The organism is Sphingobium salicis subsp. salicis, from assembly GCF_049472635.1.
Taxonomy (GTDB): Bacteria; Pseudomonadota; Alphaproteobacteria; order Sphingomonadales; family Sphingomonadaceae; genus Sphingobium; species Sphingobium yanoikuyae_A.
Map to the genome: position 1 here is coordinate 3375070 of NZ_JAYRCS010000001.1, position 24177 is coordinate 3399246.

The 24177-nt window shown below is 64.3% G+C and carries 14 protein-coding genes and 1 tRNA gene; 12 read left to right on the top strand and 3 right to left on the bottom strand.

Translation table 11 applies throughout. The features are described from left to right. Positions 1–5 precede the first annotated feature (5 nt). Together VHN57_RS16320 and VHN57_RS16325 are read left to right on the top strand one after the other, a co-directional pair. Positions 6–1385 carry a cell wall hydrolase gene (locus tag VHN57_RS16320; RefSeq protein WP_278985649.1) on the top strand — a complete coding sequence of 460 codons (1380 nt, stop codon included), beginning with the start codon at positions 6–8 and terminating at the stop codon, positions 1383–1385. Positions 1386–1472: 87 nt separating this feature from the next. Beyond that, entirely contained in the window at positions 1473–2813 is a 1341-nt protein-coding gene (locus VHN57_RS16325) for an aminotransferase class V-fold PLP-dependent enzyme (protein WP_423286044.1), read from the top strand. Here the strand turns inward: VHN57_RS16325 and VHN57_RS16330 are convergent. Continuing rightward, positions 2806–3690, bottom strand: a complete 885-nt coding sequence (locus VHN57_RS16330) for a LysR family transcriptional regulator (protein ID WP_278985648.1) — start codon at positions 3688–3690, stop codon at positions 2806–2808. The genes VHN57_RS16325 and VHN57_RS16330 overlap by 8 nt on opposite strands. Before the next feature lie 102 nt (positions 3691–3792). Here VHN57_RS16330 and VHN57_RS16335 point away from each other — a divergent pair, with 102 nt between their 5' ends. From VHN57_RS16335 to VHN57_RS16375, 9 genes are all read left to right on the top strand, one after another. Beyond that, a complete protein-coding gene (locus VHN57_RS16335) occupies positions 3793–6120 on the top strand; it encodes an arylsulfatase (protein ID WP_278985647.1) in 2328 nt (775 codons plus the stop codon). A 311-nt stretch (positions 6121–6431) separates the two neighbouring features. Beyond that, the gene (gene rpoB / locus VHN57_RS16340) at positions 6432–10589 is read left to right on the top strand and encodes a DNA-directed RNA polymerase subunit beta (RefSeq protein WP_037508426.1); all 4158 of its coding nucleotides are present in this window, start codon (positions 6432–6434) and stop codon (positions 10587–10589) included. Between the two features lie 79 nt (positions 10590–10668). After that, positions 10669–14925: a DNA-directed RNA polymerase subunit beta' gene (gene rpoC, locus VHN57_RS16345; RefSeq protein ID WP_004208472.1), complete on the top strand. Its 4257-nt coding sequence runs from the start codon at positions 10669–10671 to the stop codon at positions 14923–14925. A 243-nt stretch (positions 14926–15168) separates the two neighbouring features. Then, a tRNA-Gln gene (locus VHN57_RS16350) sits at positions 15169–15242 on the top strand. Positions 15243–15331: 89 nt separating this feature from the next. Then, on the top strand, positions 15332–15943 hold the full coding sequence (locus VHN57_RS16355) for a TetR/AcrR family transcriptional regulator (protein WP_423286046.1): 612 nt from the start codon (positions 15332–15334) through the stop codon (positions 15941–15943). A 387-nt stretch (positions 15944–16330) separates the two neighbouring features. Then, complete coding sequence (locus VHN57_RS16360; RefSeq protein ID WP_026109005.1) at positions 16331–16744, top strand: hypothetical protein; 414 nt, start codon at positions 16331–16333, stop codon at positions 16742–16744. Between the two features lie 3 nt (positions 16745–16747). Then, positions 16748–18010 carry an efflux RND transporter periplasmic adaptor subunit gene (locus tag VHN57_RS16365; protein ID WP_278985645.1) on the top strand — a complete coding sequence of 421 codons (1263 nt, stop codon included), beginning with the start codon at positions 16748–16750 and terminating at the stop codon, positions 18008–18010. A 201-nt stretch (positions 18011–18211) separates the two neighbouring features. Further along, complete coding sequence (locus tag VHN57_RS16370; protein ID WP_423284564.1) at positions 18212–21400, top strand: efflux RND transporter permease subunit; 3189 nt, start codon at positions 18212–18214, stop codon at positions 21398–21400. Between the two features lie 11 nt (positions 21401–21411). Further along, positions 21412–22818, top strand: a complete 1407-nt coding sequence (locus tag VHN57_RS16375) for an efflux transporter outer membrane subunit (RefSeq protein WP_423284566.1) — start codon at positions 21412–21414, stop codon at positions 22816–22818. 41 nt (positions 22819–22859) lie between these two features. Here VHN57_RS16375 and VHN57_RS16380 read toward each other — a convergent pair whose 3' ends face one another. Together VHN57_RS16380 and VHN57_RS16385 are read right to left on the bottom strand one after the other, a co-directional pair. Continuing rightward, a complete protein-coding gene (locus VHN57_RS16380; protein ID WP_278987752.1) occupies positions 22860–23453 on the bottom strand; it encodes a nitroreductase family protein in 594 nt (197 codons plus the stop codon). 123 nt (positions 23454–23576) lie between these two features. Then, a complete protein-coding gene (locus VHN57_RS16385; protein ID WP_201450207.1) occupies positions 23577–23744 on the bottom strand; it encodes a hypothetical protein in 168 nt (55 codons plus the stop codon). Between the two features lie 340 nt (positions 23745–24084). Between VHN57_RS16385 and kdpF the strand changes: the two genes are divergently transcribed. After that, complete coding sequence (gene kdpF, locus VHN57_RS16390; RefSeq protein WP_007710670.1) at positions 24085–24174, top strand: K(+)-transporting ATPase subunit F; 90 nt, start codon at positions 24085–24087, stop codon at positions 24172–24174. Positions 24175–24177 lie beyond the last annotated feature (3 nt).

Genomic DNA, 24177 nt, shown 5'->3' on the forward strand with positions numbered 1-24177 from the left:
TAGGCATGAGCAGCAACACTCCCTTCCCCCAGCCACATCCTGCGATGTGGCTGATATGGCTGTTGCTGTTCGTCGGCCTGCCCATGGCAGTGGCTGGCTGGGAAAGCCGGCCATACGCCGGAAATGGCCTACATTCCGGCACGATGGACGCAAATAAAGCGTCCCGACGAGATCGCCCTGTTCTGCCGCCGCCGACGGTCGAACCGGTCGAGATATTTACGCTTGACGCCAATCAGGCCCGTGATCTCAACGCCAAGATCCCCTTTTCGGCCGATCCCAATCCCGCCGCTCTGCCTTTCATCTTCCGCGGATCAGCGATCGACCTTGCTCGAGCAACAGATTGCCTTGCCGCCGCGCAGTTTTATGAAGCAGGAGACGACGCGAAGGGCGAACAAGCGGTCGCCCAGGTGGTTTTGAACCGCGTTCGCCACCCCGCCTTCCCTAAGACTGTATGCGGCGTTGTGTTTCAAGGACAGGAACGGGCTACAGGCTGCCAATTCACCTTCACCTGTGACGGTGCGCTGGCCCGGACCCCCTCCACCGCAGCTTGGGAAAGGGCGCGCGAGATCGCACAAGCGGCATTGGCGGGCAAGGTATTCCAGCCGATCGGCTACGCCACCCATTATCATACCGACTGGGTCGTGCCCTATTGGAGCGGCAGCCTCGACAAGATCACAGCAGTTGGTACGCACCTTTTCTTTCGCTGGCGCGGCTGGTGGGGCACTCCCCCGGCCTTTCGTCGCGGCGATGAAGGTACTGAGCCGTTGATCGCCAAGATCGCGCGGTTCTCCCCAGCACATCTGGGCGGCGCCCTGCCCCTGCCCGGCCGGCTAACACCCGTAGGCGACAGTGCCGAGGCGATTGTAGCGCAAGCTCGCCAGGCGATCGGGCTGGACCTGATCGGCAAAAGCATTGCTGGCGTACGCCTGATCGCTCTCGCCGACGCGCGCAGTTTCCTAGTTGAACTGCCGCGTGGTAGCCGCCCCGACAGTTGGCCGATGAGTGCGCAAACCTTTTGCGCAGGTCGTCCCCAATGCCGGATCATGGGTTGGGTCGGAAGCGACGCGCCCAAGCAACTGCCGCTGTCACTCGATAATCTGATGTCGATGCGCTTTTCCTATATCCATGATGTCCAGAATGGTTTGCAGCGCGCGCTATGGAATTGCACCGCCACCCCTCGCTCCAACAAAAGCGAATGCATGCGTGATCGGTTACCCGTCGTGATGCCGCCAACAGCAACCCAACTCCCGCAGCTTAGCGGCGTGCGACGCAAAGAGCGGTTTGAGACGGTAAAAATCACGCCGCCGCCGATTTCGACAAAGAGCGAGCGGGGACCAGCGTCAGAGACAACGATCGCGACCCATCCCCTCCCTTCTGGCTCGTGACTTGAGCGGAACAAAACATCGAATGGCGTTGCGGATTCTCATCTGAATAACGTTATGGTATAAAATACCACATTGCCCGAGGATATGATGGATACGCGGCGGGACTTTCTTGGACGAGCTAGAAACGCGCTGAGCGCTACCCTTGTGGCTGGAATCGCGCTCGACGGGGCAGTAGCATCTTCCGCCACCGCCGACAGATGGCCCGACGAGGCTCCCTTCCGCTTCACCGGCGACATGACGGATTTCGAGGCGGCACAGCGCGCACTGCTGCCCCTCTATGACGTGGAGCGGGATTTCGCGACCTTCGACGCGGCCTATTATGGCGCGATGACCCGGCCGGTCGCGGCCAGCTATCGCGCCTATTCGCAATGGGTGAACCGCAACAATTCGCTGTTCCTGCGCAATGCCGCGCCCGGCCATCCGCGCGACACCGAACTGGACCGGTCGCGCGCGGCTGTGGCAAAGCTGCTCGGCGCGCAGACCGAGGAGATCGCGCTGTCGGGCGGCGGCACCGAAGCGCTCTATGCGCTGATCGCCAATTACGCGCTGCTCAAGGCCGGCGACGCGGTGATCTATGCCGATGTCGACTATGACGAGATGCAATATGCCTGCGACTATCTGGAGCAGAGCCGGGGCGCCCGCATCGTCCGCTTCAGCCTGCCCGAGCCGCATACGGAAGCGAATATCCTGGCCGCCTATGACAGGATATTGAAGGAAACGCCGCGCGCGAAGCTGCTGCTGCTCACCCATTTGTCCAACCGCAACGGGCTGGTGCCGCCGGTCAAGGCGATCGTCGCCATGGCCAAGGCACGGGGCGTCGACGTGATCCTGGACAGCGCCCAGGCGGTCGGCCACCTGCCCTTTACAGTGGACGACACGGGCGCCGACTTCATCGGCTTCTCACTGCACAAATGGCTGGCCGCGCCGCTCGGCACCGGCGGCATCTATATCCGCAAGGACCGGCTGCAGGACATTTCCCCCTGGCTCGGCAACCGCATCCATGGGCCGGAGGATATTCGCGCGCGCATCCCGACCGGCACGGTCGACTTCGCCGCCCGCCTGACCATCCCGTGCGCCATCGCGGTGCAGGATGCGATCGGACTGGAGGCGAAATATCGCCATCTCGTCCGGCTGCGCGACTATTGGGTCGAGCGGGTCCGCGACATCGCCGGACTGGAGATATTGGTGCCACAGGAGGCCGGCCGCTTCGGCGCCGTCACCGGTTTCCGCCTGCCCGGCATGAAAGGCCCGGATGGCGCCAAACAGGCGGCCAAGCTGTTCCTCGACAAATATCGCCTGCTGGTGGTGGCCAAGGCCGGACTCGCATCCGGCCCGGTGCTGCGCGTGACGCCTGCCCTGTTCAACAGCAGCGCCGAGCTGGACCGACTGGTCGCCGCGATCAGGGCGGAGCGGAAACTGTTCAGCTAAGACGGTCCGCCGCCTGTGTGAGCAGGCGCCGCGCTTCGTCCGTCACCGCTATTGCGGCGGGTGAGAGCGACCGGCCGGCCCGTCGCACCAGCGCGATCTCGCTCTGTATGGGCGGGCGGTCAACCAGATCGAGCATGACCAGCGCACCGGCCGCGATATCGGCCTGCGCCGCCGCCGGCGCCCCAACCCAGACTGCGTCCGAGCGCAGGGTCAGATCCCGCAGGATATGGAAATTGTCGCAGATGAAAGCACCGGTCATGTCCGGCAAGCCGGCCAGAACCAGATCGGACGCGCTGGCAATGGCAAAAGGGCCCAGATCCGCCCGACCAAGCCCGGTCCGCCCGGCCAGCGGGTGCCCGCTGCGCACCAGCAGTCCGACCTCGATCGCCCCGACCGTCTGCACGCTAAGCCCCTGCACATCGGCCAGCGGCCAGCTATTGCCGAAGATCAGTTCGATCTGATCGTCCATCAGCGCCTGGACCAACTGGTCGGGCGTGCGGATCATCGTCCGCAGCAGCAGGCCGGGGCGGGTGCGCTGCACATAGGCGCCAAGATCGGGCAGCAGCAGACTGGCCATCAACGGGCCAAAGCCGATCGCGACCTCTCCCGCCTCACCGCGTGCCAGGAGCCGCAGGTCGCGATCCATACCTGATGCCAGCCCGACGAGATCGCGTGCCTGATCGATGATCTGGCGGCCGATCGCGGTCGGCATCACCCCGCTGCGGCTGCGATCGAACAGCCGCACGCCATAGCGCACCTCGAACGCGGCGATCGAGCGGCTGAGCGCCGGTTGGGTGATGTTGAGCTGCTCGGCGGCTCGCGAAAAGCTGCGGGTCTGCGCGACGGTCAGGATGTGGCGAAGGCGAAGGATATCCATGCATATATGTTATCCTAATCGCATCCAATATGCATTGGACGATATGCATCGCGCACAGCACCCTGAAGCCAACCGTTCCTGAACGGACGACAGGGAGAGACCATGCACGCATTCCTCTATGCCAGCGCCGGCGCCGCTGCGCTGATGATCGCCGCCGCCAGCCCGGCGCAGACGGTGCGCACCACCCTGCCGATTCCCCCCGCGCCCTTCGACGGGGTCATTGCGCCCGATGTCGCCAATTCACGCCCGATGCCGGTGCAGCCGGTTCGCGCGACAGCCGGCGCGCCCAATGTTTTGCTGTTCATGAGCGACGATGTCGGCTTTGCCATGTCCAGCGCCTTTGGCGGCCCGGTGCCCACACCCAATTTCGAGCGGCTGGCGGCGATGGGCCAGCGGTACAACCGCTTCCATACCACGGGCATCTGCTCGCCCTCCCGCGCGGCGCTGCTGACCGGGCGCAACCATCATGCCGCGGGCAATGGCTATCTGAGCGACCTGCCGGCGGGCTTCCCTGGCTATATGGGCCGGATGGGACCGGACACCGCCACGATTGCCCAGATGCTGCGCCTCAATGGCTATAACAGCGCAATGTTCGGCAAGGACCATAATGTGCCCAAGAGCGAGCAGAGCGAGGCCGGGCCGTTCGACAACTGGCCCACGGGCCGGGGTTTCGAATATTATTATGGCTTCATCGCCGGGGATAATGATCAATATTCCCCCACCCTGTTCCGGGGGATCAGCCGGGTCGCGCCGGAGGAGAATAAGGGCGACCTGCTCGACAAGCGCCTGGCCGACGAGATCATCCGCTATGTCCACAACCAGAAGGCAGCCGCGCCCGACAAGCCCTTCCTGATCTATTATGCGCCCGGCTCCACCCATGCCCCGCATCAGGCGCCCGCCGACTATATCGCCCGCTTCAAGGGCAGGTTCGACCAGGGGTGGGACCGGATGCGGGAGGAAAGCTATCGCCGGCAACTGACCATGGGCATCCATCCCAAGGGCACGCAATTGACCGCCCGGCCGGCCGAAATTCCCGCCTGGGACAGCCTCGATCCGCAACAAAGGGCGTTTGCCGCGCGGACGATGGAGGTCGCTGCTGCGCAATTGGTCTATCAGGACGAACAGTTCGGCCGGGTGCTCGACGAACTGGAGCGCATGGGCCTGCTGGAGACGACGCTGATCAGCGTGATACTGGGCGATAATGGCGCAGCCGCCGAAGCCGGTGTCGAAGGCACCGTCAACGAGATGCAGACCGTCGGCCGCCATAATGAAAGCCCGCAATGGCTGGCATCGAATATCGACCGCATGGGCGGCCCCATGACCTATGGCACCTATCCCGCCGGCTGGGCCTGGGCGATGGACACGCCGTTCCGCTGGACCAAGCAGGTGGCGTCGATGCTGGGCGGCATTCGCAACGGCATGATCATGGCCTGGAAGGGGCATGTCGCAAAGCCGGGCAGCATCTGTGCGCAGTTCGGCCATCTCAACGATATCGTGCCCACCGTGCTGGACGCCGCCGGCCTGTCCGCACCGACGAGCGTCAACGGAATCGCGCAAAAGCCGATCGATGGGAAAAGCCTGCTCCCCAGCCTGAGCCAGTGCCACCCCAAGGCGCCGCGCACCCAATATTTCGAGATCGGGGGCAAGGCTGCCCTCTATCAGGATGGCTGGTTTGCCAGCATGGACGATGGCCGTGCGCCCTGGGCCGCGATGCCACCGGGCGGCGCCAATCCCCCCGTCACCTGGACGCTCTATGATCTGGAGCGCGACTTTTCGCAGTCAACCGACCTGTCGACCTCTCAGCCCGACCGGCTCAAGGCGATGCAGGCCACATGGCAAGCGGAAGCCGAACGCAACCAGGTCTTTCCACTGGACCACCGTTTCGGCGCCGGCCGGGCGGAAGGCATGGCGGCCTTTATCGGCGGCGGCAGGCGCCATTATGAATATTGGGGCAAGGATATCAGCCTGCCAGCGGTCGGCCAGCCTTTCCTGGTCGGTCGATCCTTCACCATCACCGCCCAGTTGCACCTCGACAAGCCGGATGCATCGGGCGCCATCATGGCGCTGGGCAGCCATTTCGGCGGCTGGAGCCTCTATCTCGACCATGGTCGCCCCAGCTTCGTCTTCGCCCGGTCGACCAAGCCCGAAGAGGTTGCACGGGTCGCAGCGGCCAAGCCTCTTCCCGCCGGCAGCACGTCGATACGGCTGCGCTTTGCCACCAGCGGCTTTGGCAAGCCGGCAGAGGTGACCCTCAGTTCCGGCGAAACACAATTGGCGCAGCTTTCGCTGCCGGTCAGCTTCCTGATGCCGGCCGGCAACGGCGAGACGCTGGACATCGGCCAGGACATTGGCGTGGCCGTCACCGACTATGTGACACCCCATGGTCGGCTGGAAGGGGATGTCCGCCATCTGACGATCGACATGGATTGATCCTGCCCCCTTCACAAAGCCGCCCCCTTTTCCTATATGGGCGGTTCGAAATCGGTCCGTTCCTGTCCTCCCCGGATGGGATGGTCCGTCCCCCTCATCGCTCGGGGTCCGGTTCGCATGGCGCACGAAACCGGCGGAATTGGGCGAGTTTGGCGGGCAACAAGACGCTGACAGTGCGGATCGGACAGTCCCGGCCCGCACTTTTTTGCGTGGAATATGGGGTGCGAATCACCCCGGATTCCAGAGCATCCGGACTGAATTTCCGTTGCAATGCGGAAAAACACGACGAACAGACGACAGGCAGGAACCGCATGGCGACCAAGGCTCTCCCAACGATCAACACCGGCGCTAAGAAGCGCATCCGCAAGGTGTTCGGCGACATCCACGAAGTGGTGCAGATGCCGAACCTGATCGAAGTTCAAAGGGAGAGCTACGAACAGTTCCTCCGTTCCAACCCCGCGATCGGCTATGTATCGGGCCTGGAAAAGACCCTGCGCAGCGTCTTCCCGATCCGCGACTTCGCCGGCACCGCCGAAATGGACTTCGTCCATTATGAGCTGGAAGATCCCAAGTTCGACGTCGAGGAATGCCGCCAGCGTGGCATCACCTATGCCGCGCCGATGCGCGTCACCCTGCGCCTGATCGTGTTCGAGGTCGATGCCGACACCGAAACCCGTTCGGTCCTCGATATCAAGGAGCAGGACGTGTACATGGGCGACATGCCGCTCATGACGCAGAACGGCACCTTCATCGTCAACGGCACCGAGCGCGTCATCGTGTCGCAGATGCACCGCTCGCCGGGCGTCCTGTTCGACCATGACCGTGGCAAGACCCATTCGTCGGGCAAGTATCTGTTCGCTGCCCGCGTCATTCCGTACCGTGGCTCGTGGCTCGACTTCGAGTTCGACGCCAAGGACATCGTCAACGTGCGTATCGACCGCAAGCGCAAGCTGCCGGTCACCGCGCTGCTGTACGCGCTCGGCCTCACCGCCGAGGAAATCCTGGGCCAGTTCTACAACAAGGTGACCTTCGTCCGTGGCGAAGGCGGCTGGCAGATCCCCTACACCGCCGAAGCCTGGCGCGGCCTGAAGCCCGCGTTCGACATCGTCGACGCCAAGTCGGGCGAAGTCGTGTTCGCCGCCGGCCACAAGATCAGCCCGCGCGCTGCCAACAAGGCGGAGAAGGATGGCCTGGCCACCCTGCTGATCCCGACCGAGGAAGTCTATGGCCGCTACAGCGCCTATGACCTGATCAACGAGAAGACCGGCGAGATCTACATCGAGGCCGGCGACGAAGTGTCGCCCGAAAACCTCGAAAAGCTGGACAAGGCGGGCATCGACCGCCTGGAACTGCTCGACATCGACCATGTCACCACCGGCCCCTGGATCCGCAATACGCTCAAGGCCGACAAGGCCGAAGAGCGCGACCAGGCCCTGAGCGACATCTATCGCGTCATGCGCCCCGGCGAGCCGCCGACGAAGGAAACCGCCGAAGCGCTGTTCGCCGGCCTGTTCTTCGATCCGGAACGCTATGACCTCTCCGCGGTCGGCCGCGTGAAGATGAACATGCGCCTCGACCTGGATGCCGAGGACACCGTCACCACCCTGCGCGTCGAGGACATCCTGGCCGTCGTCAAGGAATTGGTGAACCTGAAGGACGGCAAGGGCGAGATCGACGATATCGACAATCTCGGCAACCGTCGCGTCCGCTCGGTCGGCGAACTGCTGGAGAACCAGTATCGCGTCGGCCTGCTGCGCATGGAACGTGCGGTCAAGGAACGCATGAGCTCGGTCGACGTGTCGACCGTGATGCCGAACGACCTGATCAACGCGAAGCCCGCCGTGGCCGCGGTGCGTGAATTTTTCGGCAGCTCGCAGCTGTCGCAGTTCATGGACCAGACCAACCCGCTGTCGGAAGTCACCCACAAGCGCCGCGTGTCGGCCCTTGGGCCGGGTGGTCTGACCCGTGAGCGCGCCGGCTTCGAAGTCCGCGACGTTCACCCGACCCATTATGGCCGTATCTGCCCGATTGAAACGCCCGAAGGCCCGAACATCGGTCTGATCAACTCGCTGGCCACCTTCAGCCGCGTGAACAAGTACGGCTTCATCGAAACGCCGTATCGCAAGGTGATCGACGGCAAGGTGACCAACGACGTCGTCTATCTGTCGGCGATGGAAGAGGCCAAGCACACGATCGCGCAGGCCAACGCCGAAACCAATGCCGACGGCACGCTGGCGGAAGACCTGATCTCCGCCCGTGAAGCCGGCGAATTCCTGATGGCGCCGCGCGACAACATCACCCTGATGGACGTCAGCCCCAAGCAGCTGGTGTCGGTCGCGGCCTCGCTCATTCCGTTCCTGGAAAATGACGACGCCAACCGCGCGCTCATGGGATCGAACATGCAGCGTCAGGCGGTGCCGCTGGTCCGTGCCGAGGCGCCGTTCGTCGGCACCGGCATGGAAGGCACCGTGGCCCGTGACTCGGGCGCGGCGATCGCTGCCAAGCGCGCCGGCATCATCGACCAGGTCGACGCGACCCGTATCGTGATCCGCGCCACCGGCGATGTCGAACCCGGCCAGTCGGGCGTCGACATCTACACGCTGCAGAAGTTCCAGCGCTCCAACCAGGACACCTGCATCAACCAGCGTCCGCTGGTGAAGGTGGGCGAACTGGTGCAGGCCGGCGACGTCATCGCCGACGGCCCGTCGACCGAGTTCGGCGAGCTGGCGCTGGGCCGCAACGTGCTTGTCGCGTTCATGCCCTGGAACGGCTACAACTACGAAGACTCCATCCTGATCTCCGAGCGGATCGTGAAGGATGACGTCTTCACCTCGATCCATATCGAGGAGTTCGAGGTCATGGCCCGCGACACCAAGCTGGGTCCGGAAGACATCACCCGCGACATTCCGAATGTCGGTGAAGAAGCGCTGCGCAACCTCGACGAGGCTGGCATCGTCTACATCGGCGCCGAAGTGGAGCCGGGCGACATTCTGGTTGGCAAGATCACCCCCAAGGGTGAATCGCCGATGACCCCGGAAGAAAAGCTGCTCCGTGCCATCTTCGGTGAGAAGGCAAGCGACGTGCGCGACACCTCGCTGCGCCTGCCGCCGGGCGTTGCTGGTACGGTCGTGGAAGTCCGCGTCTTCAACCGTCATGGCATCGACAAGGACGAACGCGCCATGGCGATCGAGCGGGAAGAAATCGACCGTCTCGCCAAGGACCGTGAAGACGAACGCGGCATCCTCAACCGTGCGACCTTCAACCGTCTGCAGGAAATGCTGATCGGCCAGACCGCCACCGCCGCCCCCAAGGGCGTCAAGAAGGGCGTTGTGATCGACGAGGCTCTGCTGGGCGAAGTCGAGCGCCACGAATGGTGGAAGTTCGCGGTCGAGGACGATGTCCGTCAGACCGGCATCGAAGCCGTCAAGGCGCAGTATGACGAAGCGGTGAAGCTGATCGTCGAGAAGTTCGAGGATCGCGTCGACAAGCTGCAGCGCGGCGACGAGCTGCCGCCGGGCGTGCTGAAGATGGTCAAGGTGTTCGTCGCGGTGAAGCGCAAGCTGCAGCCGGGCGACAAGATGGCTGGCCGCCACGGTAACAAGGGTATCATCAGCCGCATCCTGCCGGCCGAAGACATGCCCTTCCTGGAAGACGGCACCCCCGTCGACTTCGTGCTGAACCCGCTGGGCGTGCCGTCGCGCATGAACGTCGGTCAGATCTTCGAAACCCATCTGGGCTGGGCCGCACGCGGCCTGGGCGCCCAGATCGGCCAGGCTCTGGACGCATGGCGTGACGCCAATCCGAACCCCGAGGCGGGCCAGCCCCCCGAGGCGGTGAAGGAACTGCTCAAGACGATCTATGGCGACAATTATGTCGCCGAAATCGAGGCGCGCAGCCCCGAGCAGATCGTCGAGCTGGCGCAGAATGTCCGTGCAGGCGTGCCGATGGCGACGCCGGTGTTCGACGGTGCCGTCGAATCCGACGTGTCGGCGATGCTGAAGCTGGCAGGCCTGGACGAATCCGGCCAGGTTTCGCTGTTCGACGGCCGTACCGGCGACGTGTTCGACCGCAAGGTGACCGTTGGCTACAAGTATGTCCTGAAGCTGCATCACCTTGTCGATGACAAGATCCACGCACGTTCCATCGGCCCCTACTCGCTCGTCACCCAGCAGCCGCTGGGCGGTAAGGCGCAGTTCGGTGGCCAGCGCTTCGGTGAAATGGAAGTGTGGGCGCTCCAGGCTTATGGCGCCGCCTACACGCTGCAGGAAATGCTGACGGTGAAGTCGGACGACGTGGTCGGCCGCACCAAGGTCTATGAGGCGATCGTCAAGGGCGACGACACGTTCGAGGCCGGCATTCCCGAAAGCTTCAACGTGCTGGTCAAGGAAATGCGTTCGCTGGGCCTTAACGTCGAACTCGCCGCGATGGACGAGATTGACGACGACGGCATGGCGGCTGCGGCGGAATAAGGGATGCGCGGGCGCTGCTCCGGCAGCGCCCCCTCCCCTGCTTCGCCCGAAAATTACACCCTCTAGAGGGACTTGAGATATGAACGAACTGACGAACTTCGCCAATCCGATCCAGAAGCCGGAAACCTTCGACCAGATCCAGATTGGCCTCGCCTCCCCGGAGCGCATCCGCAGCTGGTCCTTCGGCGAAATCAAGAAGCCGGAAACCATCAACTATCGCACGTTCAAGCCCGAGCGTGACGGCCTGTTCTGCGCCCGCATCTTTGGTCCGATCAAGGACTATGAATGCCTGTGCGGCAAGTATAAGCGCATGAAGTACAAGGGCATCGTCTGCGAAAAGTGCGGCGTGGAAGTGACCGTGTCGAAGGTCCGCCGCGAGCGCATGGGCCATATCGAACTGGCCGCGCCGGTTGCCCATATCTGGTTCCTGAAGTCGCTGCCCTCGCGCATCGGCCTGCTGCTCGACATGCAGCTCAAGCAGCTTGAGCGCGTCCTCTATTTCGAAAGCTATATCGTCACCGAGCCGGGCCTGACCCCGCTGGAGAAGTATCAGCTGCTGACCGAGGACGAACTGCTCGACGCGCAGGACGAATATGGCGAGGACGCCTTCTCGGCCGGAATCGGCGCCGAAGCCGTCAAGCAGATGCTGATGGATCTCGACCTGGAAGGCGAGAAGCAGGCGCTGCTGGACGAACTGGCCGTCACCAAGTCGGAACTGAAGCCCAAGAAGATCATCAAGCGGCTGAAGGTCGTCGAGAGCTTCCTGGAATCGGGCAACCGCCCCGAATGGATGATCCTGGACGTCGTGCCGGTCATCCCGCCGGAACTGCGCCCGCTGGTGCCGCTGGACGGTGGCCGCTTCGCGACCTCGGATCTCAACGATCTGTATCGCCGCGTCATCAACCGCAATAACCGCCTGAAGCGGCTGATGGAGCTGCGTGCACCGGACATCATCGTCCGCAACGAAAAGCGCATGCTGCAGGAAGCCGTCGACGCCCTGTTCGATAACGGCCGTCGCGGCCGTGTCATCACCGGTGCCAACAAGCGTCCGCTCAAGTCGCTGTCCGACATGCTCAAGGGCAAGCAGGGCCGCTTCCGTCAGAACCTGCTCGGCAAGCGCGTCGACTATTCGGGCCGTTCGGTCATTGTGACCGGTCCGGAACTCAAGCTGCATCAGTGCGGCCTGCCCAAGAAGATGGCGCTCGAACTGTTCAAGCCGTTCATCTACGCCCGCCTCGACGCCAAGGGTCTGTCCATGACCCTGAAGCAGGCCAAGAAGTGGGTCGAAAAGGAGCGCAAGGAAGTCTGGGACATCCTCGACGAAGTCATTCGCGAGCACCCGGTCATGCTGAACCGCGCGCCGACGCTCCACCGTCTGGGCATCCAGGCGTTCGAACCCGTGCTGATCGAAGGCAAGGCGATCCAGCTGCACCCGCTCGTCTGCTCGGCCTTCAACGCCGACTTCGACGGTGACCAGATGGCCGTCCACGTGCCGCTCTCGCTGGAAGCCCAGCTGGAAGCGCGCGTGCTGATGATGTCGACCAACAACATCCTGTCGCCCGCCAACGGCAAGCCGATCATCGTTCCCTCGCAGGACATGGTCCTGGGTATCTATTACCTGTCGATGGAACGCGAAGGCGAGCCGGGCGAAGGCATGCTGCTGTCCGACATGCAGGAGGTCCATCAGGCCCTCTATGCCAAGGCGGTCACCCTGCACTCGAAGATCATCAGCCGCGTGCCGCAGACCGACGAAAATGGTCAGCAGTATATGAAGCGCTTCGAGACCACGCCGGGTCGCATGCTGCTGGGCGAATGCCTGCCCAAGTCGCACAAGGTGCCCTTCGACGTCGTCAACCGCCTTCTGACCAAGAAGGAAATCGGTGACGTCATCGACCAGGTCTATCGTCACACCGGCCAGAAGGACACGGTGCTGTTCGCCGACGCCATCATGTCGCTGGGCTTCCGCCACGCGTTCCAGGCCGGCATCAGCTTCGGCAAGGACGACATGGTCATCCCCGACAGCAAGGTGACGATGGTCGACGAGACCAAGGCACTGGTGGCGGACTATGAGCAGCAGTATCAGGACGGTCTGATCACGCAGCAGGAAAAGTACAACAAGGTGATCGACGCCTGGAGCCGTTGCGGCGACCAGGTCGCGAACGCCATGATGGACGAGATCCGTGCCCAGCCCAAGGATCCCAAGACCGGCCGTCTGGCGCCGATCAACTCGATCTACATGATGGCACACTCGGGTGCCCGTGGTTCGCAGGCCCAGATGAAGCAGCTGGCCGGCATGCGCGGCCTGATGGCCAAGCCGTCGGGCGAGATCATCGAAACGCCGATCATCTCGAACTTCAAGGAAGGTCTGACCGTCCTTGAATACTTCAACTCGACCCACGGTGCCCGTAAGGGTCTGGCCGACACCGCGCTCAAGACGGCGAACTCGGGTTACCTGACCCGCCGTCTGGTCGACGTGTCGCAGGACTGCACCATCGTCGAGGATGATTGCGGCACCGAAAAGGCGCTGGAGATGAAGGCCATCGTACAGGGTGGTTCGGTCATCGCCTCGCTGGGCGAGCGCATTCTGGGCCGTACCACGGCGCAGGATATCGTCGATAGCAAGGATGGCACCGTCATCATCCCGATCGGCACCCTGCTGGACGAAGCCATGATCACCCAGATCGAGGCGATCGGCACGCAGGCCGTGAAGATCCGCAGCCCGCTGATCTGCGAAAGCCGCATGGGCGTTTGCGGCAAGTGCTACGGCCGTGACCTCGCCCGTGGTACGCCGGTGAACATCGGTGAAGCCGTCGGCGTCATCGCGGCGCAGTCGATCGGTGAACCGGGCACGCAGCTGACCATGCGTACCTTCCACATCGGCGGCGCGGCGAACTTCAACGAAACGTCGAACCTGGAAGCCCTGTCGGACGGCACGATCGAGCTGCGCGACATGCCGACCATCACCGACAAGAATGGTCGCCGCCTGTCGCTCGCCCGTAACGGCGAAGTCGCGATCATCGACAGCGAAGGTCGCGAACGCGAAACCCACCGCCTGCCTTATGGCGCCACCATCCTGTTCGCAGATGGCGATGCCGTGAAGAAGGGCGACCGCTTCGCCGAGTGGGATCCGTTCACCATGCCGGTCATCACGGAAAAGCCGGGTATCGTTAAGTATGTCGACCTGATCGACAACAAGACGCTGACCGAACAGACCGACGAAGCCACCGGCATCGCCCAGCGCGTCGTCATCGAGCATCGTGGTGCCGCCCGGACGAAGGAAGATCTGCGTCCGCGCCTGACCCTGATGGACGACAATAGCGGTGAAGCCGCCCGCTACATGCTGGCGGTCGGTGCGACCCTGTCGGTCGACGATGGTGCCGAGGTTCAGGCCGGTGACGTGCTGGCGCGTGTCAGCCGTGAAGCGGCCAAGACCCGCGACATCACCGGTGGTCTGCCGCGCGTTGCCGAGTTGTTCGAAGCCCGCAAGCCCAAGGACAATGCGATCATTGCCAAGGTCTCGGGCCGCGTGCAGTTCCTCAAGGATTACAAGGCGAAGCGCAAGATCGCCATCAATCCCGAGGATGGCGGCGAGCCGGTCGAATATCTGATCCCCAAGAGCAAGGTGATCGACGTTCAGGAAGGCGACTACGTGAAGCGTGGCGACAACCTGATCGGTGGTTCGCCCGATCCGCACGACATTCTGGAAGTGCTCGGCATCGAGCCGCTGGCCGAATATCTGGTCGCCGAAATCCAGGAAGTCTATCGCTTGCAGGGCGTGAAGATCAACGACAAGCACATCGAGACGATCGTTCGTCAGATGCTGCAGAAGGTCGAGATCATCGAGTCCGGCGACACCACCCTGCTGGTGGGCGAGCAGGTCGACCGCGAGGAAATGGACGAGATCAACAGCAAGCTGCAGCCGGGCTTTGCCCCTGCTGCCGGCAAGCCGGTGCTGCTCGGCATCACCAAGGCCTCGCTGCAGACCCGTTCGTTCATCTCGGCAGCGTCCTTCCAGGAAACCACCCGCGTCCTCACGGAAGCGGCGGTCCAGGGCAAGAAGGACACGCTGGTTGGCCTGAAGGAAAACGTCATCGTCGGCCGCCTCATCCCGGCGGGCACCGGTGCCGGCATGAACCGCCTGCGCGTTGCCGCCTCGTCGCGTGACGCGGCGATGCGGGCCGCGCTGCGCGCTTCGGCCCAGGTCGACCTGATCGCGCCGAAGAGCGCGGCCGAGGAACATGCGGCCGAACTGGCCCAGGGTCCGGAAGCCGCGATCGGCGACGATCCGCTGGGTGCCGTGCAGGGTGATGATTTCACCACGCAGGACATGGACTGACTTTGAAAAGGCGGGAGCCGCTTCCTACATCGGGAGCGGCTCCCAGCCCGGTTTTGAGAGAGACCGACATATTGCCCGCCGGATCAGCGATGATCCGGCGGGCTTTTCTTTGTGCGGTAAAGGCAGCCAGTCGGCGATCGGGAGGATCGACAAAAAACTACGGAAAGGCTGCACAAAGCGCTTGACCGACTCTCAATCCCCGCCTATCTGCGGCCTCCCAAGCGGGGCAAGCCCTGCTGATGATGCCCGATCCTCTAATGGTAAGAGAGCGGACTCTGACTCCGTCAATCAAGGTTCGAATCCTTGTCGGGCATCCAATTCTTCCCCCATCAGATAAAAGCTGACTAGCGATGATGTCGCGCGCCCTATGGACGCAGGCGGCCATCATCCCTATATACCGGTCGGTATGGAAATCATGGCAACACAGAGTGGCAGGGGCCGCCCGCGGGAGTTCGATCCCGAGGAAGCCCTGGCGGCTGCGCTTCAGGTCTTCTGGCGGCGCGGCTATGAAGGTGCATCGCTGGCGGAACTGACCGAAGCGATGGGCATCACCAAGCCCAGCCTCTATGCCTGCTTCGGCAACAAGGAAGCCCTTTTCCGCAAGGCGCTCGACCTCTATGAGCGCGACAAGCTCTGCTATGTGAAGTCGTCGCTGGAGGCACCGACCGCCAAGGCCGTGGCCGAGCGCATGCTGCGCGGATCGCTGGCGATCCAGACCGGCAACAAAGATCCCCAGGGATGCATGGGCGTCATCAGTTCGGTCGGCGGCACCGCCCATTCCGAATGTATCCGTGATGAGGTATTGGCCCGCCGCGCCTCGTCCGACCGCGCCCTGCTCGACCGGTTCGAACGCGCCCAGGCAGAGGGCGACCTGCCCGCCGGAGTCGAGCCGCAGGCGCTCGCCTGTTATCTCTCGACCGTGATCCAGGGCATGGCCGTTCAGGCCGGTGCCGGTGTGCCGCGTGATCGGCTGGAACAGCTGATCGACACCACCCTCACCATGTGGCCCAGCAAATAGCGGAATTTATTTCGCTTTTGCGCGCGTCCCCCCTTGAAATTGCCGCACTGCAAATAAAATACCTCCCGGTACAAAAAGACGGTTGACGGGACAGCCCCCGTTAATATATACCGCATGGTACACAATGATGCTGGGTCTGTAGCCCAGGGAGGTCATCATGCAGCAATTCCACCATCGGCGCTGTCGACGATAGCGTCACCCAAAGGGGCGGTTTCCCGGTAACGGGTTCCTCCTGATTCACCATCTTTGCGCCCTCTTCGCGACGGTTTGTGCCGTTCGCGCCGCAAGGTCGCATGCCCGCATCTTCGGGCGCTTATTTCGGGACGTGATCCGCGCTCTTCCGCGCGCGGCCGTGTGCCCGCTTCAGATAGCAGGAAGGAACAGGCCATGGCTTTCCTTGATTTCGCCCAGGCACTTGCCGGTCCGCAGATGGCGGTCGGCGCCGCCCGCCCCGCCCCCGCCGTGCCCGCCATCAGTGTCGAGGCCCAGGCAACCAGCTTTTCCGCCCAGGAATGGCAGATCGTCGACCTTGCCCGCACCGACGGGTTGCGCTCGCTGCGCGGTCCCGGCCGCTTCGCGCGTCTGCGCAAGTGGATTTGGGGCGAGGAACATAGCCCCACCTTGGCCAGCGAACGGCTGGAGGCACTGCGTCGCCTAGCCGTCGAGGCCTGGCACAAGGGCTATGCCGTGTCGCTGTCCGCCCTCGCCGCCTTCCGTGCGGCCGGCTTTTCCACCGCGCAGCTCGAATTGCTGCTCGCCACCATCAGCGCGGGCCGCACCGCCCGCGTCCCCCGGAGCTAATCCATGAACCAGTTCACCAAGATCACAGCCGACGGCACCGCGTCGGACGTTCACGCGCCACCGGGCAACCGCTGGTCGCGCAAGCATGGCGGCATCGCCGCCGTCGCGCTCATCGCCCTGTTCGGCATCGGCTGGAAGCTGGTCGACCGCCCGTCGGCCCAGGCCGCGGCCGCGCCGCTGGCGGCGGTCGGCGTATCCGCGCCGCTCGCCCGCAGCGTGACGCAATGGGACGATTATGTCGGCCGCTTCGCCCCCAGCCAGACGGTCGAGATCCGCCCTCGCGTGTCGGGCGCGGTGACCGCCATCCATTTCCGTGACGGCGACTTCGTCCGTCAGGGGCAATTGCTCTTCACCATCGACCAGCGCCCCTTCCAGGCTGCCCTGGCCGAAGCCCGCGCCAGCGTCGCCTCCGCCCGCAGCGCGCTGCTGCTGGCCCAGAATGACTATGGCCGCGTCCAGCGGCTGACCGGCGACGAAGCCGTGTCGGCCAGCGAGGTGGATTCGCTCCGTTCGCGTCTGCAGGCGGCGCAGGCTGCCCTGGCCGGCGCGCAAGCCCGCGAACGCAGCCGGGCGCTGGACGTCGAGTTCACCCAGGTACGTGCGCCGATCTCCGGCCGCGTATCGGATCGCCGCATCGACATCGGCAATCTGGTGTCGGGCGGCGAAGGCAGCACCGCGTCGCTGCTGACCACGGTCAACAAGCTCGATCCCATCTATTTCAACTTCGATGCGTCCGAAGCGCTCTACCTCAAGTCGCAGCGCGACAAGGAGAATGGCGGCGCGGTGGAAGTGCGGTTGCAGGATGAGGCGGACTATAACCACAAGGGCCGGCTCGACTTCACCGACAATGGGCTAGATCCCCGGTCGGGCACGATCCGCATCCGCGCCGTGTTCGACAATCCGGGCAATTTCCTGACCCCCGGCCTGTTCGGCAATATGCGCCTGGCCAATGGCGGCAAGGCCAATGCCCTGCTGGTCCCGGACGAGGCGATCCAGTCCGACCAGGCGCGCAAGACCGTGCTGGTGGTCGACAAGGATGACAGCGTCGCGGTGAAGCCGGTCGAGCTTGGCCCGATCGTCGACGGGCTGCGCATCATCCGCAGCGGCCTCGATCCCAAGGACCGGGTGGTCGTCAGCAACCTGCAGGCGGCAATGCCGGGTGCCAAGGTTGCGGTGAAGCCGGCCCGGATCACCCCGACCCCGGCGCCGGTCACCCCGGTCGACAGCGCTGCCCCGGTCGCTGCCCAGGCCACCTTCGCCCGGTAATTACCCTCTCCTCCGTTCGGGCTGAGCGAAGTCGAAGCCTTCCACTGAGAGCCGCAGGCGAAGTGACTTCGCTTCGCTCAGCCGGGCCCTTCGACAAGCTCAGGGCGAACGGAATGAGAGGTCGACCTGATATTCCCTGCCCGTGATCCGGCCTAGCCGGATCGCGCGGTATCCCTTTCGCCTTTCGCAAAGGATGATCCGATGCGTTTCTCCCGTTTCTTCATCGACCGGCCGATCTTCGCCGCCGTCATCGCGGTGGTCATCACCGTGGTCGGTGCGCTCGCCTTTATCGGCCTGCCGGTGTCCCAATATCCCGACATCGTGCCCCCCACGGTCACGGTTTCCGCCCAATATCCCGGCGCATCCGCCGAAACGGTCGCGTCGACCGTGGCTGCGCCGATCGAACAGGAAATCAACGGCGTTGACGACATGCTCTATCAGAGCAGCCAGTCGACCGGCGACGGCAAGGTCGTCATCACCGTCACCTTCAAGATCGGCACCGACCTGGATGCCGCGCAGGTGCTGGTGCAGAACCGCGTCGCCGTCGCCATCCCCCGACTGCCCGAGGAAGTGCAGCGGCTGGGCGTCGTGACCCGCAAGACCACGCCCGAATTCCTGATGGTTGTGAACCTGCAGTCGCCCGACGGCACCTATGACCGCGACTATATTTCCAACTATGCCCTGACCCAGGTGCGCGACAGACTGGCTCGTCTGGATGGCGTGGGCGACGTGCAGCTGTTTGGTTCGCGCGACTATGCCATGCGCATCTGGATCGATCCCGATCGCGCCGCCGCGCTGGACCTGACCGCCGGCGAGATCGTCTCGGCGCTCCGGGCACAGAATGTCCAGGTGTCGGCCGGCTCGATCGGCCAGCCCCCCTATGATCGGGGCGAAGCCTTCCAGCTTGGCGTCGAGATGCAGGGCCGCCTGACCACGCCCGATCAATTCTCCGACATCGTCATCCGTTCCGACGCCGATGGCCATCAGGTGCGCGTGCGCGATGTCGCCCGCGTCGAGCTGGGCGCGCAGGATTATGGCACCAACACTTATCTGTCGAACAAGCCGACGGTCGTCATCGCGACGATGCAGCGGCCCGGCTCCAACGCGCTCGACGCGGCGGAGAAGGTCAAGGCAGAGATGGAGCAACTGTCCAAGCGTTTCCCCAAGGGCCTGGAATATAGCATCATCTACAACCCCACCGAATTCATCAGCCAGTCGATCGACGCCGTCTATCACACGCTGTTCGAAGCGGTGATCCTCGTCGTCATCGTCATCCTCATCTTCCTGCAGAACTGGCGTGCGGCGGTCATCCCGATCATCGCGATCCCGGTCTCGCTGATCGGCACGGCGACGATGCTGGCGGCGGTCGGATACTCGCTCAACAACCTGTCGCTGTTCGGCCTGGTGCTGGCGATCGGCATCGTCGTCGACGACGCGATCGTCGTGGTCGAGAATGTCGAACGCAATATCGAAAATGGCATGAGCCCGCTGCAGGCGGCCCGCGTGTCGATGGACGAAGTGTCGACCGCGCTGATCGCGATCGTGCTGGTGTTGTGCGCCGTGTTCGTGCCGACCCTGTTCATCACCGGCATTTCCGGTGCCTTCTACCAACAGTTCGCGGTCACCATCTCGACCGCGACGGTCATCTCGCTGATCCTTTCGCTCACCCTGTCGCCGGCTGCAGCCGCCCTGCTGCTGAAGCCCAAACATGGTGCCCATGACCTCGACAATGCGCCGCGCTGGCGCCAGGTCGCGGCCAAGGCAGCGGATCGCTTCAACCAGGGCTTTGATCGGATGAGCGCGGGCTATGCGCGCCTCACCCGCTTTCTCGTCGCTCGGCCCAAGAAGATGCTGCTGACCTATGCCGGCCTGATCGCCGCCACCATCGCCCTGTTCTGGGTAACGCCCGGCGGCTTTATCCCGGCACAGGACCAGGGTTATTTCCTGGCCGTCGTCCAGCTGCCTTCGGGCGCGTCGCTCGAGCGCACCGACAAGGTGACGCGCGAGGTCGCGGCGAAGATCCTGCCGATCAAGGGCCTGCGCGGTGCGGTGATGTTCGCCGGCTTCCACGGCCCGTCGCAGACGCAGGCGCCCAACAGCGCGGCGATCTACTTCCCGTTCAAGAGCTTTGCCGAGCGCAAGGCGGAAGGCGCCACCTATGCCGGGATCATGGATCAGGCGAACAAGGCAGTCGCGGGCTATGACAAGGCGCGCATCCTGCTGGTGCCGCCGCCGCTGATCCAGGGCATCGGCTCGGCCGGTGGTTATCGTCTGATGCTGGAGGACCGGGAGGATCGCGGCTATGCGGAACTCAACAAGGTCGCCGGCGAACTGATCGGCAAGGCCAATCAGAGCCCCAGCCTGGCGCAGGTCTACACCCTGTTCGACGTCGGCACCCCGCGCATCTTCGCGGATGTCGATCGCCGCAAGGCCGACCTGCTGGGCGTGCCGCCAGAACGCGTGTTCGAAGCGATGCAGGTCTATCTCGGCTCTGCCTTCGTCAACGACTTCAACCTGCTCGGCCGCACCTATCGCGTGACTGCCCAGGCCGATGCCGACCATCGCGGCACGGTGGCCGACATCGCCAATTTGAAGACCCGGTCGAACAGCGGCCAGATGGTGCCGATCGGTTCGGTCTCCACCTTCCGCGACAAGACCGGCCCCTATCGCGTGGTCCGCTACAATCTGCTGCCCGCGGTGGAAATCGATGGCGACACGGCACCGGGCTATTCGTCGGGCCAGTCGCTCAGCACGATGGAGAAGCTCGCCGACGCGGCCCCTGCCGGCTATGCCAGCGAGTGGACCGGCGTTGCCTATCAGCAGATCAGTGCTGGCAATACCGCAGGCATCGTCTTCGGCATGGCGGTCTTCTTCGTCTTCCTGGTGCTGGCGGCGCAATATGAAAGCCTGACGCTACCGCTGTCGATCATCCTGATCGTGCCGATGTGCCTGTTCGCGGCCATGCTGGGCGTGAACCTGCGCGGGATGGACAATAATATCCTGACGCAAATCGGTCTGGTCGTGCTGATCGCGCTCGCAGCGAAGAACGCCATCCTGGTGGTCGAATTCGCCAAGCAGGCGGAAGAGGAACAGGGACTGAATCCGGTCGAAGCCGCCGTCCAGGCTGCCCAGACCCGTCTGCGCCCGATCCTGATGACCAGCTTCGCCTTCATCCTGGGGGCAGTGCCGCTGGTGATCGCCAGCGGGGCCGGTGCGGAACTGCGCCAGGCGCTGGGCACGGCAGTCTTCTTCGGCATGACCGGCGTGACGGCCTTCGGCCTGCTCTTCACCCCCACCTTCTATGTCGTGTGCCGCGCGCTGGGCGATCGTTTCGCCCGCCGCCGGCGCCCGGAGGCTGACGATGCTGCGGCATTGCAGCCGGCCGAATGAGGACAAAAGCCATGACAAGGAACCTGATTGCCCTGTTCCTCGGCGCCAGTGCGCTGACGGCCTGCGCCGCCGGGCCGGATTACAAGGCGCCCGCCACCCCGACGACAGCCGCCGCCCCCTTCATCGGGGCGGCAAGCCCGGCGGTCGCCCAGAGCGCCGCCGACGACCATTGGTGGCGGCTCTATAATGACCCGCTGCTCGACGGACTGGTCGGCGATGCGCTGAAGGCCAATACCGACATCCGCGTCGCCGTCGCCCGGCTGGAACGCGCCCGCGCCCAGTTGCGCGGCGCCCGCTCCGACCGGCTGCCCAGCACCAATATCAGCGGCTCCCCGACCTATGGCCGGGTGTCGCAGGCCCAGACCCTGCCCGGCATGGACCGGGAAAACTGGACCGTCGATATGGGGCTGGACGTCGCCTATGAGGTCGACCTGTTCGGCCGGGTGAAGCGCAGCATAGAGGCCGCGCGCGGCGATGTCGGCGCGGCTGAGGCCGACGCCGATGCCGTCCGCGTTGCGGTGGTCGCCGATACGGTGCGCGCCTATGTCGACGCCACCGCATCGGCCCAGCGGCTTGCCGTCGCGAAGGAAACGGTCGACCTGCTCGACAAGTCGATCCACATCACCAGCGCCCGCTTCGACGCCGGCCGGTCCGACCGGCTGGACGTGATCCGGGTCACCACCCTGCGCGAACAGCAGCAGGCGCTGATCCCTAATCTGGTCGCCGATCGCAATGCCGCCCTGTTCCGGCTGGCGACGCTGACCGGCCGGACGCCGCAGGAGTTGCCCGCGTCCGTCCAGAATGCGACCGTGACACCGAATGTGACACAGCCGATCCCGGTCGGCGACGGCCAGGCACTGCTGGCGCGGCGGCCGGACGTGCGCGCGGCCGAACGGCGGCTGGCGGCCGACACAGCGCGGGTCGGCGTGGCCACCGCCGACCTCTATCCGCGCATCACGCTGGGCGGATCGATCGGCACCACGGCGGTCGGCGGCGGCAATCTGTTTGGCGCCGGACCGCTCAACTTCCTGCTGGGGCCGCTGATCAGTTGGGCCTTCCCCAATCAGGAAGCCAATCGGGCAAAGATCGCGGCGGCAAAGGCGGATGGCGACGCATCGCTTGCCGCCTTTGACGGCACGGTGCTGCAGGCGCTGGAGGAAACCGAGACGGCGCTGTCCACCTACGCCAATGCGCTGGAGCGGCGGGCGACGCTGCAATCGGCGCGGGACGAGGCGGCTCGGGCTGCACGGATCAGCCTGGCGCGCCAGCGCGAGGGGCAGATCGACTTCCTGACCGTGCTGGATGCGCTACGCACCCAGGCTTCGGCCGACGCGGACCTGGCGACCGCCAACCGCTCGGTCGCCTTTGCCCAGGTGGACCTGTTCCGCGCTTTGGGCGGCGGCTGGACCACGACCTGATACAGAAAGGGCGGCGTTTCAAAAAACGCCGCCCTTTTTTTTCAGACGATGAAATTGCCCTGATGGGCGAATGTCTCGATCTCGTGCCGACTGCTCGGCGCCTCGCGCGCCTGCAGCGCTTCGGGCAGGCTCGCCTTGTCGCCCTGCCGCCCGATCGCGATCGCCGCCTCGATCCGGAAACGATCCGGCACCGCCAGTTCGGCGCGGGCCTTGTCGAAATCGACGCCGGTCATGGCATGGGTATGATAGCCAAGCCGCGTCGCCTGTAGCGCCAGCGTCGCCCACGCGGCGCCTGCGTCGAAGCTGTGGCTGTGCGAAGGCTTGTAATCTTCCGATCCCGGCGCGGCCATCAGCGTGTCGGAAATGACGAAGACCAGCGCGCCCGCATGCTGCACCCAGCCCTGGTTGAACGGAAAGAGCAGGTCGAGGAAGCGCGCCCAGTCGGCGCTGTCGCGATGGGCATAGAGGAAGCGCCAGGGCTGGTAGTTGAAGGCCGAAGGCGCCCAGCGGGCGGCATCGAACAGCGTATCGATATCTGCCTGGGGGATCGCGGAGCCGTCAAAGGCGCGGGGCGACCAGCGCTCCAGGATCAGCGGATCGACGGGACGGGTAACTTCGCGCGGGCTGGTGACCATCTGGATCTCCTTCAAGGCGATGACGCGATCGGCGCGCCATGCTGTTGGAAATCTATCTAGCGGATGTTCCGCCGCTGCGAAGAGGCGTTGGACTTTCGCCCTGGAAACACAGGGTTTCCCCGATCAGGCGCAGGCATCCTGTGGCTGGCGTTCGCGGTCGACACGCGACCCCGGAGCATTACGGTCATCGGCATCGCGCTCGAACAGCACGACGGCAGGTTCCCTGAAAAGGGCCTGCGCCAGCCGATCGCGCAGGCGCGTCAACGGTCCGTCCTGATCCTGATAGGCCATATGTGCGTCCTCTCTGCCGACTCGGGCGGCTTATCTACCGATGGTATAGAGAATCGTCCCCCAAGCAATGCTGGCCATCGCGGTAGAAAAGCTATCCGTCCCGGCCCCTTCGGAAAATCATACGCAAATACTATGCAGCCGCCCCGGCCCGCGTCTCGCATTCAAACGGAAGAGGGGCCTAATCGGGCGCTCGCTAACGACCCTGTCCGCCTCCCGCGGCGGGCGTGATGCGGGAGTTACCCCCATGCAGGATCTCTTGTGGATCGGCATCATCCTGGCGCTCACGGCGGCTAGCCTCGGCTATGTCCGGCTGTGCGGCGACGCCTGAAGGAGGGATGCCATGACCATCGACCTCTGGCTCGCGGCGATCACCGCCGCCGGGCTTCTCATCTATCTCGTTGCCGTGCTCGCACGGCCTGAACGCTTTTAAGGG

Coding starts and splice junctions, on each gene's coding strand:
- VHN57_RS16320 (WP_278985649.1), top strand. CDS start 6: ATGAGCAGCAACACTCCCTTCCCCCAGCCACATCCTGCGATGTGGCTG.
- VHN57_RS16325 (WP_423286044.1), top strand. CDS start 1,473: ATGGATACGCGGCGGGACTTTCTTGGACGAGCTAGAAACGCGCTGAGC.
- VHN57_RS16330 (WP_278985648.1), bottom strand. CDS start 3,690: ATGGATATCCTTCGCCTTCGCCACATCCTGACCGTCGCGCAGACCCGC.
- VHN57_RS16335 (WP_278985647.1), top strand. CDS start 3,793: ATGCACGCATTCCTCTATGCCAGCGCCGGCGCCGCTGCGCTGATGATC.
- rpoB (WP_037508426.1), top strand. CDS start 6,432: ATGGCGACCAAGGCTCTCCCAACGATCAACACCGGCGCTAAGAAGCGC.
- rpoC (WP_004208472.1), top strand. CDS start 10,669: ATGAACGAACTGACGAACTTCGCCAATCCGATCCAGAAGCCGGAAACC.
- VHN57_RS16355 (WP_423286046.1), top strand. CDS start 15,332: ATGGAAATCATGGCAACACAGAGTGGCAGGGGCCGCCCGCGGGAGTTC.
- VHN57_RS16360 (WP_026109005.1), top strand. CDS start 16,331: ATGGCTTTCCTTGATTTCGCCCAGGCACTTGCCGGTCCGCAGATGGCG.
- VHN57_RS16365 (WP_278985645.1), top strand. CDS start 16,748: ATGAACCAGTTCACCAAGATCACAGCCGACGGCACCGCGTCGGACGTT.
- VHN57_RS16370 (WP_423284564.1), top strand. CDS start 18,212: ATGCGTTTCTCCCGTTTCTTCATCGACCGGCCGATCTTCGCCGCCGTC.
- VHN57_RS16375 (WP_423284566.1), top strand. CDS start 21,412: ATGACAAGGAACCTGATTGCCCTGTTCCTCGGCGCCAGTGCGCTGACG.
- VHN57_RS16380 (WP_278987752.1), bottom strand. CDS start 23,453: ATGGTCACCAGCCCGCGCGAAGTTACCCGTCCCGTCGATCCGCTGATC.
- VHN57_RS16385 (WP_201450207.1), bottom strand. CDS start 23,744: ATGGCCTATCAGGATCAGGACGGACCGTTGACGCGCCTGCGCGATCGG.
- kdpF (WP_007710670.1), top strand. CDS start 24,085: ATGACCATCGACCTCTGGCTCGCGGCGATCACCGCCGCCGGGCTTCTC.